The organism is Dyella sp. SYSU CM1112 (assembly GCF_058216415.1).
The window spans coordinates 1-17101 of the sequence record NZ_JBZEGI010000026.1 but is presented as its reverse complement, the minus strand read 5'-3'; the positions used below and the strand labels follow the sequence as shown (position 1 = coordinate 17101).

The 17101-nt window shown below is 50.5% G+C and carries 15 protein-coding genes; all 15 read right to left on the bottom strand.

Annotated features, from left to right (window positions below):
- Nucleotides 1–606: 606 nt before the first annotated feature.
- Nucleotides 607–1143 (bottom strand): hypothetical protein, encoded by a 537-nt coding sequence (locus AC4HNJ_RS21190; RefSeq protein ID WP_490481607.1) that lies wholly within the window; start codon nt 1141–1143, stop codon nt 607–609.
- A complete protein-coding gene (locus AC4HNJ_RS21185) occupies nt 1140–1442 on the bottom strand; it encodes a hypothetical protein (protein ID WP_490481606.1) in 303 nt (100 codons plus the stop codon). The genes AC4HNJ_RS21190 and AC4HNJ_RS21185 overlap by 4 nt, the downstream gene beginning before the upstream one ends.
- 60 nt (nt 1443–1502) lie before the next feature.
- Complete coding sequence (locus AC4HNJ_RS21180) at nt 1503–1859, bottom strand: hypothetical protein (protein ID WP_490481605.1); 357 nt, start codon at nt 1857–1859, stop codon at nt 1503–1505.
- Between the two features lie 44 nt (nt 1860–1903).
- A complete protein-coding gene (locus AC4HNJ_RS21175) occupies nt 1904–2161 on the bottom strand; it encodes a hypothetical protein (protein ID WP_490481604.1) in 258 nt (85 codons plus the stop codon).
- A gap of 26 nt (nt 2162–2187) precedes the next feature.
- Nucleotides 2188–2826: a hypothetical protein gene (locus tag AC4HNJ_RS21170; protein ID WP_490481603.1), complete on the bottom strand. Its 639-nt coding sequence runs from the start codon at nt 2824–2826 to the stop codon at nt 2188–2190.
- Nucleotides 2827–3314: 488 nt separating this feature from the next.
- The gene (locus AC4HNJ_RS21165; protein WP_490481602.1) at nt 3315–4910 is read right to left on the bottom strand and encodes a hypothetical protein; all 1596 of its coding nucleotides are present in this window, start codon (nt 4908–4910) and stop codon (nt 3315–3317) included.
- 42 nt (nt 4911–4952) lie between these two features.
- A complete protein-coding gene (locus tag AC4HNJ_RS21160) occupies nt 4953–5441 on the bottom strand; it encodes a contact-dependent growth inhibition system immunity protein (protein ID WP_490481601.1) in 489 nt (162 codons plus the stop codon).
- A gap of 1 nt (nt 5442) precedes the next feature.
- Complete coding sequence (locus AC4HNJ_RS21155; protein WP_490481600.1) at nt 5443–7242, bottom strand: endonuclease toxin domain-containing protein; 1800 nt, start codon at nt 7240–7242, stop codon at nt 5443–5445.
- A gap of 577 nt (nt 7243–7819) precedes the next feature.
- On the bottom strand, nt 7820–8692 hold the full coding sequence (locus tag AC4HNJ_RS21150) for a hypothetical protein (protein WP_490481599.1): 873 nt from the start codon (nt 8690–8692) through the stop codon (nt 7820–7822).
- A 23-nt stretch (nt 8693–8715) separates the two neighbouring features.
- Nucleotides 8716–9207: a hypothetical protein gene (locus AC4HNJ_RS21145; protein ID WP_490481598.1), complete on the bottom strand. Its 492-nt coding sequence runs from the start codon at nt 9205–9207 to the stop codon at nt 8716–8718.
- Nucleotides 9208–10577: 1370 nt separating this feature from the next.
- Nucleotides 10578–11516: a hypothetical protein gene (locus tag AC4HNJ_RS21140; RefSeq protein WP_490481597.1), complete on the bottom strand. Its 939-nt coding sequence runs from the start codon at nt 11514–11516 to the stop codon at nt 10578–10580.
- Nucleotides 11513–12097 carry a hypothetical protein gene (locus AC4HNJ_RS21135; RefSeq protein WP_490481596.1) on the bottom strand — a complete coding sequence of 195 codons (585 nt, stop codon included), beginning with the start codon at nt 12095–12097 and terminating at the stop codon, nt 11513–11515. The genes AC4HNJ_RS21140 and AC4HNJ_RS21135 overlap by 4 nt, the downstream gene beginning before the upstream one ends.
- Nucleotides 12094–14478 (bottom strand): hemagglutinin repeat-containing protein, encoded by a 2385-nt coding sequence (locus AC4HNJ_RS21130; protein ID WP_490481595.1) that lies wholly within the window; start codon nt 14476–14478, stop codon nt 12094–12096. Before AC4HNJ_RS21130 ends, AC4HNJ_RS21135 begins: the two co-directional genes overlap by 4 nt.
- Nucleotides 14447–14878: a hypothetical protein gene (locus AC4HNJ_RS21125; protein ID WP_490481594.1), complete on the bottom strand. Its 432-nt coding sequence runs from the start codon at nt 14876–14878 to the stop codon at nt 14447–14449. The genes AC4HNJ_RS21130 and AC4HNJ_RS21125 overlap by 32 nt, the downstream gene beginning before the upstream one ends.
- 8 nt (nt 14879–14886) lie before the next feature.
- Nucleotides 14887–17101, bottom strand: a 2215-nt coding sequence (locus tag AC4HNJ_RS21120; protein ID WP_490481593.1) for a hemagglutinin repeat-containing protein, incomplete at its 5' end; no start/stop codon positions are given.

Below are 17101 nucleotides of genomic sequence, written 5' to 3'. Positions count from 1 at the left end.
AATGTGCAATGTACCCAAGCGTCCAAGTACGAAGCGCGCGTCGTGGTTCGACTCATCGACAAGCCCAGGGATAGGGTTGCTTGACGCTTTCTCCATCGTCTCGATAGTCACCGTCTTACCTACAGCCTTAGCCAGCACAACGTTGCTCGTGCTGATGATCTCCGACGTCTGCGTGGTGAGGTTATGGCAGTCACGGCGTGGCCGCTGAGGAGGGTGCCCACGGTCAAACCGTCCTGCACGGCATCGTGCGTGGTGGTTTTTCTCCTGCCGGTAGGCCGGGCTTTTTAGTGAGAGTGTGTTGTTGCCAGATATAACGTCGCGCCTTAATGAAAAGGCCAATGCCAGTCATGGTTTAGTTATTCGCCCATCCCATCCACTTGAGGGCATGATCGAACGCAGATTCACTAAGCGTGACCAGTGCGAATCCGGCAACAAAAATCGTAAGAAAAGCCACCGCTAACCATAAAGGCATAGACCAAAATAAAGAACGAGGCTTCAGTGGTTTCAACTCAAACGGAAAAGCTGGCTTCACTTCTCAAGGCGGCGACTGAAGAATAAGTCAACCCGACACCTTCTGGCGGAAGATCCTCTTATTCCACCCAATCATTACAGCGTAATAAGCCGCATTAAATGGTAAAAAAATATCAACGCAAAAATTCCAAGTCCCGGAATGCCAAATGCAAACAAGAATGTTAACAAGTGCAGGATGAGCGCCATCTGCCATCTTACCAATAAGAAGAAAGTCCCAGCAAAAGCAATCGTATATGCCGGCATCAAAGGGGGAACTAAAATCAAAAACCAGTGCGGAAATCTACTTTCTGCATGTCCAATGTCGTACATGTATGTATATGAATAAACCACAATTATAATCGAGACATATAATATTACGAAAATTAAGACTGACTTCTTATTGAGACCTAATATATCGATTATCTTTTTCATTACGCATGCAAATAAAAAACTAAGCAACACGAACGGCACGGCAGGCGTTACATAGGCATAGTACCCGCCTATTTTTGTGTTTACCAACATGTCTAATATGATATTCCGGCAATACAACACTAAATCACCCAAAAGCATAGTGGTCGTGCAATGACCTAAAAGCAAAGCTACAGCCCTGAAGCGCAAAGATGCGGCCATCATTGACAGTCTCCTTGATAACCAAAATCAACCATTCTTATGCAACCAAATTGAACTCTGTCTCCCATGCTCATTGGATTGATTTGATAGTTTGCCTCCCCGCCCATCCAGATCATTCCCCGTGTAAAGATTTGTTGTTGTTCATAAATTGACTGCAGCAGCGTCTGTTCATTGTTAAGCTGTTGCCAGCTCCATGCACTTAGATCGAAGGATGGATTCTGGCAGTTCTGATAGACGTTCGTGAAACTGCTCTGGCCGTTCTGCATGATTAAATTACCTGCCTGATTGCGCCAATCAGCCAAGCCACCTTTCGTAAGTAAATTGCCGATGCTGAATAATGATGTTGATTCGCTGACGATAATTTACTTACTATCTTTATGATTGTGTTTGTTTTGATCATTAGTGTTTGTTTGATTAGTATCTCCTGCTTTAACGGCTTCCTCTTTTTCTCTTACTGGGGAATTTATGGCGAAAATAATAACGACTAAAAAACTGAGTCCTATTGGAACTAAAAATCCAGTCGGGGTTGTAATAAAGGCGATTGATTTATGTAAGGCTTTTGACCATCCTGTCACCCACCCGTCTTGTAGGAATGCAATTAAATGAATTGATAATATGGAAATAAAAAAAATTGTTCGAAGCTTATATCGCAGTAGCCATTTTTCTATTGGTTTGGCAAAAAAACCTCTAAATAAGCCCGAAATAATACTATTTAACACTTCTTGTCCATCCTTTTCTGTAAAGGTTAAATTTTATATTTTGTTTATTTATTTTGATCGGCTTGTTTGATTTGACGCTTCATTAGCGTGGTGGTTCCGCGAATTAAAAATCCATCCGCAGTGAAGATATTCTTCCAGTTATTGGCGACCTCAAAGCCTTCAAACAGATATGTCTGGTAAGCGCCACCCGCGGCGCCAATCCCCATCGACTCAACTAAACCTAAGCTTGAAAAATGCTGATCGAATGCATTCCCAAAGCCTGTTCCATTGTGGCGGGAATCATTCCAGGCGCCATAACCCACTCCGAATGTATAAGTCGCTCCTGACGTTATAGCCCCCGTCCCCGCAGCCGCCCCCAACGAATACCCTTCGGTAGCAGTCCGATAAGCCGTCCATGCATCTTGTCCCCATGCCAACGCAGCAGGCCCAGCCGCGATAGCGGCGGCGGTACCAGCGCCAGCCGCCGCCGGAGCAAACTCCACTCTCCATTTTGACTGGCAACCTTATCGCCATACACCAATCCCCATTGGGATTGATAATTGGCATAGTTCTGCGCAGTGATGGACTGGTCCACCTGCAGTCCCAGCTTGGCGGCGAGCGGATCGTTGATGTAGTTGATCGCGTCGTTGATGCCGTTTGCGTAATTCGATGCGCAATAAACCCCGGCAGCGTTACAACCGTGAATGAGGTCTTGCTCCTGCCGGGCCGACAGCATCTCTGCATCGCTCTTGGCGGTTTGGATGCAGACTGCGTCGCCTTTGCATTGGCTGATCTGTTTATCCAATGTTTCCAGTTGCAGATGCGTAAGGTAGTTGTACTGCGTCCCCGCCAACGCCGCTGCCGCGCCACTGCCTTCGCCCACCGCCGCACCGATGGCGGCACTGCCCAGTTGCAGCATCGTGGCGAATTCGGGCGTGCCCATCGTGCCGGCAATGTCGCCCGCCGCGCGCATGCCCACCTGGCCCATCAGCGAACCTATCTCCACCTTCTAAATAAACATGGGGACAGCTGGAATAGACATAGTTACAAAAGAAGCAAGAAACATAATGATAGAGCTAAGCCATGCGTACGTTTTTTTGTGCCAACTCATTCCTAGCTGGTAACTAATAATAAGATTCCAAATTGCCAGTAAAGAAGTAAATCCAGAAAATAAAAAAAAGAACAAAAATGGAATGATGTTAAATATTCCAGCGAACACGAAAAAAATAGAAATCATCATCACGATTATAGATATTGTTGATAAATATAATATGATTGATGAATCTTCCTTAGGTGTATTTTTTTTCGCATAAAAGAAAATACTTGTTAATGACGTGATATATAAGAGGTATTTCGTTACAATAAGAACACCACCATGAATTCCATTTGATGAAATAAAAGCTGGCAGTGCGCATGAAAGTATAAAAATAAAAATAATAAATATTAATGTTTTTGATTTTTTGTTAATCATGTCAATCACCTGTTATTTTGTGTCTCTTTTAATTTATCAAGACCATAATCAATTCTATTATAAACATTAAATATATCTGTTCCAGTATTTATGTAACCACCGGATCCAATAATTCCATACGACCAACCTCCTTGGCTCTTTAGTTGGTCATAGAAAGGCTGAAGTGTCATCTGCTCATGAATCAACGTGCCCGTATCCCACATTTTGGCCGCGTCTCCAGTAAGTGCTGGTCCATTATAAAGTTTCTGTAATTCAGGCCATTCAAATTTCATAATGGCTTTACCAACGTAATCCACCCACGCGGAAGCGTTTCCACAACTTGGACAATACCAGTCGTTGACCGACTGAAGACTGCCTGAGACGTTTGCTGCAACTTGTGGCCACACCACTTCATTACCCTTGGCTTCCAAGGCATTTTGGAACGCTTGGAAGAAATCTTTTCGATTATCGAGTGAAGGATAATATTGATAGCCATAAGGCGTATCCATCAAATACTGCATTAAATCTGTGTCGCTACGCGTCATGTCACTTTCAAGTGCATAGCCATTTTTTTCCCATAAAGCGCCATAAGTCGTCGCCTCATTTACGGACGATTTACACGCGTTAGAGCCAGGGGATTCATTGCACAAGCTGCGCAGTGTCACATCGTTTTTTTGTGACAACGCTTGCGCCTCATTTAGCACGCGGGATTGACAGGCTTGATCACCATGGCATGCATCCCAGTCCTCGTTCGCTTTTTTGAGCTGCAGATGCGTAAGGTAGTTGTACTGCGTCCCTGCCAACGCCGCTGCCGCGCCACTGCCTTCGCCCACCGCCGCACCGATGGCGGCACTGCCCAGTTGCAGCATCGTGGCAAATTCCGGCGTGCCTTTTTCATAACCCTGGCTTTCCAGAAACTCCGCCATCTTCTGGATCACCAGCTGATTGGCGCCGGCACCCAGTACCGCTTGCGTGACGTCGCCACCGCCCATTGCGGCCATGCCCACGCCGACCAGGCCATGCAGGAGGGTGCGTTCGGGACTGCCTTCGGGCCAGCCCATCTTGCCGGCCATATCGCCCGCCGCGCGCATGCCCACTTGCCCCATGAGCTGTCCCATCTCCATCTGCTCCTGCACCTTCTGTGCATCGAAGATGGGTTTGAGCGTCTGGTCATCGAGCGAGGGGTTGCGATCCAGGCCCGAGAGATCGGCGTTGCCATCGCGCACGATAATCGTGCCTTGGGCCATGCCGGCTTTCGTCTCGCTGCTGCTGTGTCCGCTTTGCGGCATGCCCAGTGCCGGCGATGCACTGAAGCTGCCGCTGCCGTAACCCGCATTGAGCCCGATGCTGCTGGCGCTGTAGTCGGCTTCGTTCTTGAGATGCTCATACGTGAGGCTGCCGGTATCGAGCCGGTTCTTGCTCGCCTCGGCAGCGCTGGCGATCACGCCACCGGCCAGGTGCGTATTGCCGCCAACGGTGATGTCGAAGCCGCCGCTGCCGGCGGCGATGCCGCTGACCGCGGTGACGCTCTGGTAATGGCTGTCGACCTTGCTCTGGTTGTAGCTCACGCTGGCGCCGTCAATCTGCATGCCGATGCCGCCGCTGGCATTTTGCTGTGGCATGCAAGTGATGCCCTTCGGTTTGACTGGTTGAGATTAGGCTCATCAACGACAACGGTTCATCGCTAATCGTAGAGCGGCGCCAATCTTGGCTGCGGGACTATTGGCGGCGATTTCAACTTTGGAAAGCTCGTCTATACCTTCCCAACCCTCAAGACGGTCGTGACGAGAAGGAGAAAATGTAATAACGCCATCGTAGTGACTAATTCCGCAAGACAACATGTTTTTAAAAAGTGCGCGACGACTCGTATAACCATAACGTTTTACTAAGTCGGCTATCCATGCTTCGTATTTTGCTTTGCTATTGGCGTGGTCAAAGAAAGTAGCAAACTCTTCCATTGTCAGAAGACGACTGTGTGCTAAAGAATCGAGCACTGCTGTCCCTAACATTTCATCACTCACGTCCAGTGCAAGTAAATGTTGAGCTCCTTCAGGATCCAAACCTAGCAATCCGCGTCCGGATTTTGTGATTACGCAAAAGAATTTTTCATTCCAGTAAACGCTTGCCCACCTAGTGTCTTGTAGCCTATTCATGTCATTGCACCGATGTCACTAAAACCTTGACCCCTTGACTTTCGCCATATTGGATTGCTTGGTTTATTTGCTCCCACTGCTGCGACGTTGTTTGAGCAGGCACTGCGACCCGAAGCTCGCGTGCGGTAATCATTGAAGGATTTAGCTCTTTTCCGCTTAACTCGTAGCCCTTAAAACTCGCCGCTGAATCGATGTATTTTTCCAGGGTTGCATACACTTTCTTCGAATTGTCCAAGTAAGAAGAGCCCATCGTATCCAACGTCTTAGCGCTAATGGCTGTTTGTGTGGTTGGATCGTAGAAATCAAACGTCTTGAAATTCGGCGGCAACTGCGAACCCGGCGGAAGTTGATTAGCCAGATAGTTCTCCCAAGGCATGCCTTGATTCTGGATGCCTTCTCCCCAGTTGATACCTGCATTGATAGCCGGTGTGGTCCACGGCTCCGAAGCAATCACCCCTTCGCTCTGTCCGATCAGCGGCTCAAGGTGCAACGAGCCAGTCACGTTAAGTTCTAACGCACCCACCTCATTGGCCGCTGCAACTTGTTGGGGCGATGCACCCGCAACCTGCGCGATGTTGCCAGGCAAATCAAAAACTGGTCCCAATAAAGCTTGCTCAAGTTTGTTGCGATCTTCCAGCGACATTCCCGGTGGCATTGCCCCCATGGATGGCAGCCCATCCGTGCTATAGAGCCAGCTTAGCGCCTCTGATGGCTTGAATAACTGAGAATCTGCCAGCCCACCTTGAGCGACGGCCTGTGCCAACAATTTGTCGAACTCCGGCGCATGTGGGTCCATGTTAGCGAGTTGCTGTGACAGGCTTGGCGAATAGCTGCCCGGTGTCAGGGATTCATACATCGCCACGCTTTGCTGAGCGCTGATGTCGTTCCAATGATCCTCTGCGTGCTGCTTGCATGCGGCGTCGCTGCCACACTTGGCTAATTCCTTTTCTTTCTGTTCTTGCTGCAAATGCGTGAGGTAGTTGTACTGCGTCCCCGCCAACGCTGCTGCTGCGCCACTGCCTTCGCCCACCGCCGCACCGATGGCGGCACTGCCCAGTTGCAGCATCGTGGCAAATTCCGGCGTGCCTTTTTCATAACCCTGGCTTTCCAGAAACTCCGCCATCTTCTGGATCACCAGCTGATTGGCGCCGGCACCCAGTACCGCTTGCGTGACGTCGCCACCGCCCATTGCGGCCATGCCCACGCCGACCAGGCCATGCAGGAGGGTGCGTTCGGGACTGCCCTCGGGCCAGCCCATCTTGCCGGCGATATCGCCCGCCGCGCGCATGCCCACTTGCCCCATGAGCTGTCCCATCTCCATCTGCTCCTGCACCTTCTGCGCATCGAAGATGGGTTTGAGCGTCTGGTCGTCGAGCGTGGGGTTGCGATCCAGACCCGAGAGATCGGCGTTGCCATCGCGCACGATGATCGTGCCTTGGGCGACGCCGGCTTTCGTCTCGCTGCTGCTGTGTCCGCTTTGCGGCATGCCTAGTGCCGGCGATGCACTGAAGCTGCCGCTGCCGTAACCCGCATTGAGCCCGATGCTGCTGGCGCTGTAGTCGGCTTCGTTCTTGACATGCTCGTACGTGAGGCTGCCGGTATCGAGCCGGTTCTTGCTCGCCTCGGCAGCGCTGGCGATCACACCACCGGCCAGGTGCGTATTGCCGCCAACGGTGATGTCGAAGCCGCCGCTGCCGGCGGCGATGCCGCTGACCGCGGTGACGCTCTGGTAATGGCTGTCGACCTTGCTCTGGTTGTAGCTCACGCTGGCGCTGCCGCCGTAGCCGATCACCCCTTTCATGCCGAGTTGCTGTTGCTTGCTGGCGTAATCGTCGGTGTCTTGTTCGCTGCGGATGGTTATGAACCCAATCCCGGAGGATGGCCGATTACGAGATTGAAATAGTCCATACTTAAGGACAGCAAATACGTAGATACCCCAACCAGCCAAGCCTCCATTTTAGAAAGAAGCATAATGCAATTATTTACTTTATTAACTTTGCAAACAACGTAAAACCAAATTACAAGGGCTATAGGCGCCCCAGCGGCCGGATAAAAAACACCTATCCACACCGGAATTTTCATATCAAATTCTGGGTAAAAATGCCATATTATTCCGTATAACATACATATAAAATTAATAAAAGTTGCCACTATTGATAGGATAGCACATAAATTAATCACCCATCTTTTTTTTCAAAATAACATTTAGCTCTTTTTTTCTCAATGGCTTTTATTACTACGAAGGATATGATCAAAAATAATGTGTACATCAAAACGACAGAAATGTGATTTCCAAGGCCAAAAATGATCATTAGAAATAATAATGGAATACAAAATACAACCCATAAAATTGGATAAATAACAGCATAGCGCATAGATCAGTTCCCCCATACTTCGTTTTGATCTTTCCGGATACTATCCATCACATCCATGCCTTGCTGTATACGCTCGTTGGGATCTTTGATATTCCATACCGGCGCATGAGGGTCCGCGGGGTGAAAAAGCCATGGAATAATGGCCGCACCGCTTTCTGTCCAAAATGCTTCCGCCCCATGTAATGAGCCATACTGAGATTGCACCTGCTGCTGCTCATTTCTCAATATTTTATTATCCCAGTTAAATGCTACACTTCCGGTTAACGGGGTGGGCAATTGGTAAAGCAATTTCAGGTCATTCCAACGGTAATCAAGAATGACATTACCAGTCTGGTTTATCCATTGTTGAGTGTCGATTATTCCAGGTAACTTACCTGGCACATCCCAGGTAAGTTGCAAATCCGCCGACACCTGCGCCGCCGCTCTCGGCCACGCCACATCACTTCCCTTGTCGTACATCGCATTGGCGTACATGTTGAAGAAATCCTTGCGGCTGTCGATGTTGCCGAAGAAATGCTGCCCCCCAGGTATGTCGAAGGCCATCTGCAATAGGGCGTTGGTGCTGCGCATTTGATCGTCGGCAATCAGCGTACGCATGTCGCTATTTAGGTTGTAGCGTGTTGAATCTTTGATCGCTTGCAGGCAATGCGTGTCACTGGGATTGGCACCACATATGCCGGCCATGGCGATGTCATTGTTCAGTGATGCGTTCTTTGCCCACTGTCGGGCATCGTCCTGGCATGCTTTATCATTGCCGCAGGCAGCCAGCTTGTCTTCAAACTGCTGCGTTTGCAGATGCGTAAGGTAGTTGTACTGCGTCCCCGCCAACGCCGCTGCCGCGCCACTGCCTTCGCCTATAGCAGCGCCGACGGTCATGCTTCTTAACCGCGTCATGGATGCTATGAATTCATCTCAGGTGGGTGGCCAAGCACAAGATTGAAATAATCCATAGATAAACTATAACCATAAGTGATAATTAACATTAAAGCCATTTCAAGCATGGCAATGCATTTATATAAATTATTTCGTTTCTTGGCGATAACCCAAAACCAAATTGTAATTGCGATAAGTGATCCCGACATAAAATATGAAATTCCCATCCATTGAGGAAGGTCATTAAATGGCCATATTTTTAAAGAAAATAAACTTGACCATTGAGCAATAAGTACGCTTGAAATAAAACAAACTGCTAACGTTGATAAGAATGTCATTATTATTATGAAAGAATTGCTTCTCGTATTTTCTAATTTAGAAAAGACAGCATAGTTTAAAAAAATGAAAGCTGAATAAAAAATAGCAACAGATCCGTGGTAAAGCGCTGTTATGGTTAATGCTATTAAAAGTGGGCTACAAAAGATGACCCATATTATAGAAATAAAACGACTAAGCATAATTCACTCGTTAATTGAATGGGTGATGAATGTGATGCGCTCTTTCTCCGCGAAGAAGAAAGAGTAGCTGTCGGACAAAATTGGACTAATAACAATCAATTTTTACAATCATGTTCAGAATCATTTCTTACATTTTCCATCACTGTTGGCCGTGCTCGATGCGCACGTTGGGGTCGGTAACTCCCAGGACTGGCGCCTCACCACGGGAAAATATTGGTATCAAAAATGCTCTAGCTTTAACCTCTGCCTCAGCTACTCCTGATAATTGGTAATACCTCCATTGAACCTGTTGGCGCTGGCCGTACCGAATCGAGTGGGACAGGCGACTTATCTTGTTCGGGCGTAACTATGTTTAAAATTTTAACGATATTCATTTTGTATAACTAAGGGTGGTTGCGGCGAGAATTGCCTACAAATGCAAGAAAGCTAATAACTCCGCCCAAGTACAAACCAAACCGAATGCCCTCTCTTAATACCATATAAAAGTCGTACTTCAATCCATGAAGTCGGAGTACGAAATATCCAAGGACAATGGCGATCACCACCTCTGCCAGGGAAAAAATCATTCCCGCCACCAATGCGCTAGTAATTCTCTTAATCAATATCTTGTCCTTATGTGCCTTCAATTATTTTTCTTGGCTTTTTCAAAAATTGCGTTAAAGAGTTCCGTGGACGCGGCACCCGTGGCGTTACCTATAATGAGTCGCCACCATCCAGCGTAGCCACGCCCACCCTGATGAAGCTATGTGGGAGGGTGTGTTGGAGGCTGCCTTTAGGTCAGCCCATCTTGCTAGCGATATAGCCCGCCGCACGCACGCCCACGTGAACGGCCAGCTGGCCCACCTCCATTTGTTAAGAGCTCATTCCAGGAGGATGACCAAGTACGAAAGTCACATAATCCATAGTGAGACAGGCAGCATAAGTTGCCATAAGCAGTACGATTAGCTCAAATTTTGCTATTTTTGTAAATGCAGATATCTTGTTAAAAATGGAGGAAACCCAGAACCAAATAACAAGAGCCACAAGTGATCCAGATATTAACAAAAAAACATATAGGTAATTCATCGCCTCATCATACCAATTGTAATGTTTATGAAAATAAAATATTATTTCAAAAAAACATATGAAAGAAATAAAGATAACGGAAATTGTGGATAATATGCTTAGAATCAATAATCTAATTTTTATGTTTATATTTTTAGATATGTTCCTTTCAATAAAAAATATTGGAGTGAAGCATGTTATTAGAAATACTGAATAAAGCAGGGCCATTGGGATTTTATGGCTAATGGATATTAGTGCTGTGGAAATTAATAAGATGCTGCAGAGAAATGACCAAAGCAAAGGAAGTATGGTTCTGAAAAGCATAATTAATTCTCCCATGATTTATTGGGGTCATTCCTAATTCCCTGCATAACTTCTTGCCCTTTTTCAACGCGGGCATTCGGGTCGGTAACGTTCCATACCGGGGAGTCTCCATGAAAAAGGAGGGGGGCTGCTATAGCTCCAATGCTCACTCCTAGCTCAGCTCGCCCATTTAGCTGGTCATACCGCCACTGCACTTGCCCTTGTTCCTTCCGCAATGTCTGGATGTCCCAGTTAAATGCTGTACTACCAGTTAGCGGAATCGATGATTCATAAAGTGATTTAAGATCATTCCACCGATAATCAAGAATGGTATTGCCTGTTTGATTGATCCAATCTTGAGTAGGAACTCCCCCTACCTGATCGAGTATAGGCCACCACGCCTTCTGCAAATCCGCAGATACTTGTGCCGCTGCTCTCGGCCATGCCACCTCATCCCCCTTAGCGGAAATCGCATTGGCGTACATGTTGAAGAAATCCTTGCGGCTGTCGATGTTGCCGAAGAAATGCTGCCCCCCAGGTATGTCGAAGGCCATCTGCAATAGGGCGTTGGTGCTGCGCATTTGATCGTCGGCAATCAACGTACGCATGTCGCTATTTAGGTTGTAGCGTGTTGAATCTTTGATCGCTTGCAGGCAATGCGTGTCATTGGGATTGGCACCACATATGCCGGCCATGGCGATGTCATTGTTCAGTGATGCGTTCTTTGCCCACTGCCGGGCATCGTCCTGGCATGCTTTGTCATTGCCGCAGGCAGCCAGCTTGTCTTCAAGCTGCTGCGTTTGTACGCCGGCATCCATCAGGGCTTTGTATTGGTTCAGGCTGTCGGTATCGCCGGTGAGGTAGCGTCGGCCGGTGAGGCCGGTGATCTGGTCGAGGACGAGCTGGGTTTCGTAGAAGGCATCGCCCAGGCGCTTCAAGGCGGCGACTGAAAAATAAGTCAACCCGACACCTTCTGGCGGAAGACCCTCTTATTCCACCCAATCATTACAGCGTAATAAGCCGCATTAAATGGTAAAAAAAATATCAACGCAAAAATTCCAAGTCCCGGAATGCCAAATGCAAACAAGAATGTTAGCAAGTGCAGGATGAGCGCCATCTGCCATCTTACCAATAAGAAGAAAATCCCAGCAAAAGCAATCGTATATGCCGGCATCAAAGGGGGAACTAAAATCAAAAACCAGTGCGGAAATCTACTTTCTGCATGTCCAATGTCGTACATGTATGTATATGAATAAACAACAATTATAATCACGACATATAATATTGCGAAAATTAAGACTGACTTCTTATTGAGACCTAATATATCGATTATCTTTTTCATTGCGCATGCAAATAAAAAACTAAGCAACACGAACGGCACGGCAGGCGTTACATAGGCATAGTACCCGCCTATTTTTGTGTTTACCAACATGTCTAATATGATATTCCGGCAATACAACACTAAATCACCCAAAAGCATAGTTGCCGTGCAATGACCTAAAAGCAAAGCTACAGCCCTGAAGCGCAAAGATGCGGCCATCATTGACAGCCTCCTTGATAACCAAAATCAACCATTCTTATGCAGCCAAATTGAACTCTCTCCTCCATATTCATTGGATTGATGTGATAATTTATATTTCCGCCCAGCCATATCATTCCTTGTGTAAGGTTTTTTTGCTGCTCATAAACCGGCTGCAATAGCATCTGTTCGTTATTGAGTTGCTGCAAGCTCCATGCATTCATATCAAAAGATGGACTTTGGTAATTCTGATAGACGTTAGCAAAACTGCTCTGGCCGTTTTGCATGATCATATTACCCGCCTGATTACGCCAATCGCCCAAGCCACCTGCAGTAATGAAGTTTCCGACACTGAATTCAGCGCCCATCAAATCCTTGGTGGATGTTTGCTCTGCTGCACCAAACCACGGCGCACCCGTTTGCTGATACATCGCACCAAAGAAGTCTGCGCGCGCATTAATCGTGTTGACGGCGCCGTAGGCTGACTGATTAGTCATGATTATATTCAGCACATTGCCGCGTGATTGATTGATATCGTCTGTTACCAACCCGAATAAATTAGCGTATGCGGGCATCGTGTAACTGCTAACGTGCGTGTTAGCGTAGTTCAATGCCTCGCGCACGCCGTCTTGACAGGAGCCGCTGGTCGGCGCAGCTACGCAGGTCTGCTGTAATGCTTCGTCGTTCTGCCTTGATAATGCAGTGTATTTATCGACCACACTCTGGCAGTCACTTTGGCCCTTGCACGATTCCAGTGCTTGCTTGAAGGCGTCTATTTGCAGATGCGTAAGGTAGTTGTACTGCGTCCCCGCCAACGCTGCTGCCGCGCCACTGCCTTCGCCCACCGCCGCACCGATGGCGGCACTGCCCAGTTGCAGCATCGTGGCAAATTCCGGCGTGCCTTTTTCATAACCCTGGCTTTCCAGAAACTCCGCCATCTTCTGGATCACCAGCTGATTGGCGCCGGCACCCAGTACCGCTTGCGTGACGTCGCCACCGCCCAGGGCGGCCATGCCCACGCCGACCAGGCCACGCAGGAGGGTGCGTTCGGGGCTGCCTTCGGGCCAGCCCATCTTGCCGGCGAGATCGCCCGCCGCGCGCATGCCCACTTGCCCCATGAGCTGCCCCATCTCCATCTGCTCCTGCACTTTCTGCGCATCGAAGATGGGTTTGAGCGTCTGGTCGTCGAGCGTGGGGTTGCGATCCAGGCCCGAGAGATCGGCGTTGCCATCGCGCACGATGATCGTGCCTTGGGCCATGCCGGCTTTCGTCTCGCTGCTGCTGTGTCCGCTTTGCGGCATGCCCAGTGCCGGCGATGCACTGAAGCTGCCGCTGCCGTAACCCGCATTGAGCCCGATGCTGCTGGCGCTGTAGTCGGCTTCGTTCTTGAGATGCTCGTACGTGAGGCTGCCGGTATCGAGCCGGTTCTTGCTGGCCTCGGCAGCGCTGGCGATCACGCCACCGGCCAGGTGCGTATTGCCGCCAACGGTGATGTCGAAGCCGCCGCTGCCGGCGGCGATGCCGCTGACCGCGGTGACGCTCTGGTAATGGCTGTCGACCTTGCTCTGGTTGTAGCTCACGCTGGCGCTGCCGCCGTAGCCGATCACTCCTTTCATGCCGAGTTGCTGTTGCTTGCTGGCGTAATCGTCAGTGTCCTGCTCACTGCGGATGGTGAGGTTGTTGCCGATGGCCGCAAGCACTTGGTTGCCGGTGAGCTGCGCACCCTGGAGGGTGGTGTCGTTGCCGCTGATCAGGGTGAGCGTGCCATCGGCGTTGACGGTGCTGATCGCATGCGTGGTGCCGTTGCCATGGGCGCTGCCCTTGCCGGCGGAGGCTTGCGCGTAGAAACCCACGCCATCGCTGCCGATCTGCACGCCCACGCCACCGCTGGCGTTTTTGTTCTGGTTGTCGAGGCTGTGATGTTCGGCCTGGCTCAGCAGGTTGAGATGGTTGGCGGCGGCGAGCGCGACATCGTGGCCGTTGATCTGGCTGCCGATGACGTTCAAATCACCGCCGGTGGCAGCGATGGTGACATTTCCCTGGCTGCCGATGCGGCTGCCGTAGGCTTGTTCGTCGTGCGTCTTAGTGGTGCTGCTGGCGCTGGAGGCACCGATGCCAACGCGCAGGGACACGCCGTCAGCGGCGTTCCCGTTAGCGGCATGCTTGATAGCGTCGACGCCGGTTTGCCCGGGCGCCAACCCCATGCCTTGCCCTGCACCGGGCGAGAACAGCGCCTGGGCGCCTTGCGCGGCATAGAGTGCCTTGAGGCGATCATCCTGGGTTTCGTTTGCGCGATTCGCTGCACCGTAAGCGGCCTGGGCCACACTGGCGACGCCACCGGTGAGGCCGATGTTGATGCCTGCGGTTTGTTGTTTATAGGTCTGCGTGGGGTTGCTCGGGATCAAGAAGCTTTTTCTTTTGAAAACTGATGTAAATAAGATGCGCCACAAGAAACCAAGTTGGGAGGCACGCCAATAGCACCATTAATGTGCTTGAGGTTCGCACAATTTCCCATGTTGCCGCTCCACCTCCTGCCAGAGCCAAGAAAAATTTCCATTCGAAGCGATACGGCTTATTTCTCGCTAAAGAAAAAGCTATTGACCATACCATTAATAAGCCGAATACCCCGCCAAGATATGGAAAAAGACCAGCAAATCTGAGCATGGCGCTGCGCTTATCTGCATCTATTGGAAAAATGGCCTCTATAATTCCGAAAATGATAACGGGAAATGCATATAAAGCCAAAAAGGCAGGGATTGCAGTAAAAACTATGGTCTCTATGAAGACCCATTTTTTTAAGCTCATTACGCCCTCTACTTGGTGCAATTTGGGCACCAGCCAGTGCCACCACCTATAAAAAACGGGTATTCCTTAGTCCACCAAGTTCCGCCAGGCGTCCATGTCCCTAAGGGGGTTCCTCCAAATGCTCTAGGCGGTATGTTGTATTGGTCAAAAACTCCCCAGTGTATTTCAGCAATACTCATTGCGCTTGGAATTTTTGCCGTATCGGGCGAATAGCCTAAGTAGTCCGCATATCCGCTTGCCAAGCCTAGTCGAATAGCATCAAGTTTTGTTTTATCTAAAAAAACACCATTGTCTGATGCGTAATCAATAAGGCGCGCAGTGGTTATTGTTGCAGGAAGATTTTTTCCCTCGGCAATGGCGCCAGCTTGGCATGCATATGCATCTCCACCGTCACATGCAGCTTTGTAATATGCCGCATAGTCGCCATCGGTTAAGTGTTTTTTTTCTTGCCCGGTTGTAAAACACCTTCCGTCATGTTGGCATGCATTGAACATGGTTCCATCTAAAGCAATTGCTGCCCCGGTTTCTCCTCCAGTTATAGCTCCGATACCCACGCTAGCGAGTTGTAACATGGAGATAAAGGCGGGAGTGCCAGGCTCATAGCCCTGGCTTTCCAAGTAATCCGCCATTTTTTGGATCATCAACTGATTGGCCGCGGCGCCCAGCATGCCCTGCATCGCGTCGCCGCCACCCAGTGCTGCGATACCAGCACCCACCACGCCGTGCAGGACCGTGCGCTCGGGGCTGCCCTCTGGCCAGCCCATTTTGCCTGCCAGATCACCCACCGCCGTCATGCCCACCTGTCCGGCGACCTGACTCAGTTCCGCTTGTGTCTGTACTTTCTGCGCATCGAAGATCGGCGCGAGTGTCTGGTCGGCGAGCGTTGGTTTTCTATCCAGTCCGCTGAGATCGGCGTTGCCATCGCGCACGATGATCGTGCCCTCGGCGATGCCCGCTTTGGTTTCGCTGCTGCTGTGGCCGTTTTGGGAGATGCCTGGGCTCACCATGCCGCCGAAGCCACTGCCGCCGATCCCGCCTCCCGCACTGCTGTAGCCGCCACCGATACCGATGCTGCTGGCGCTGTAGTCGGCTTCGTTCTTGAGATGCTCGTACGTGAGGCTGCCGGTATCGAGCCGGTTCTTGCTGGCCTCGGCAGCGCTGGCGATCACGCCACCGGCCAGATGTGTGTTGCCGCCGACGGTGATGTCGAAGCCGCCGCTGCCCGCCTGGATGCCACTGACCTTCGTGACACTTTGATAGTGGCTGTCGACCTTGCTTTGGTTGTAGTTGAGGCTGCCACCCGAGCCGTAAACGAACGTGCCGCCGAGTTGCTGTTGCTTGCTGGCGTAATCGTCGGTGTCCTGCTCGCTGCGGATGGTGAGGTTGTTGCCGATGGCCGCAAGCACTTGGTTGCCGGTGAGTTGCGCACCCTGGATGGTGGTGTCGTTGCCACTGATCAGGGTGAGCGTGCCATCGGCATTGACGCTGCTGATCGCGTGCGTGGTGCCGTTGCCGTGGGCGCTGCCCTTGCCGACGGACGCCGTAGCGTAGAAGCCGGTTTGCGCGCCAACACTGAACCCGACTTCGCCGCTGCTGTTCTTGTTGGTGTTTTGCAGCGTGTGGATTTCTTCCTGGCTCATCAAGTTGAGGTTGTTGGCGGCGGCGAGCGCGACATCGTGGCCGTTGACTTGGCTGCCGATGACGTTCAAATCACCGCCGGTGGCGGCGATGGTGACATTGCCGGCGCTGCCGATACGACTACCGAAGGTTTGTTCGTCATACGTCTTCGTGGTGCTGCTGGCGCTGGAGGCACCGATGCCAACGCGCAGGGACACGCCGTCGGCGGCGTTCCCGTTAGCGGCATGCTTGATAGCGTCGACGCCGGTTTGCCCGGGCGCCAACCCCATGCCTTGCCCTGCACCGGGCGAGAACAGCGCCTGGGCGCCTTGCGCGGCATAGAGTGCCTTGAGGCGATCATCCTGGGTTTCGTTTGCGCGATTCGCCGCACCGTAAGCGGCCTGGGCCACACTGGCGACGCCACCGGTGAGGCCGATGTTGATGCCTGCGGTTTGTTGTTTATAGGTCTGCGTGGTTTCGTGGGTACCCACCGCCGCATCGATGGTGACGTCTTTACCGACAATGGCGGTGCCGGTCTGGCTCATCACGTCGCTGCCGGTGATGTGCACGAGGTTGCCGGCGGTAAGCGTCACGCTGCCATTCAAG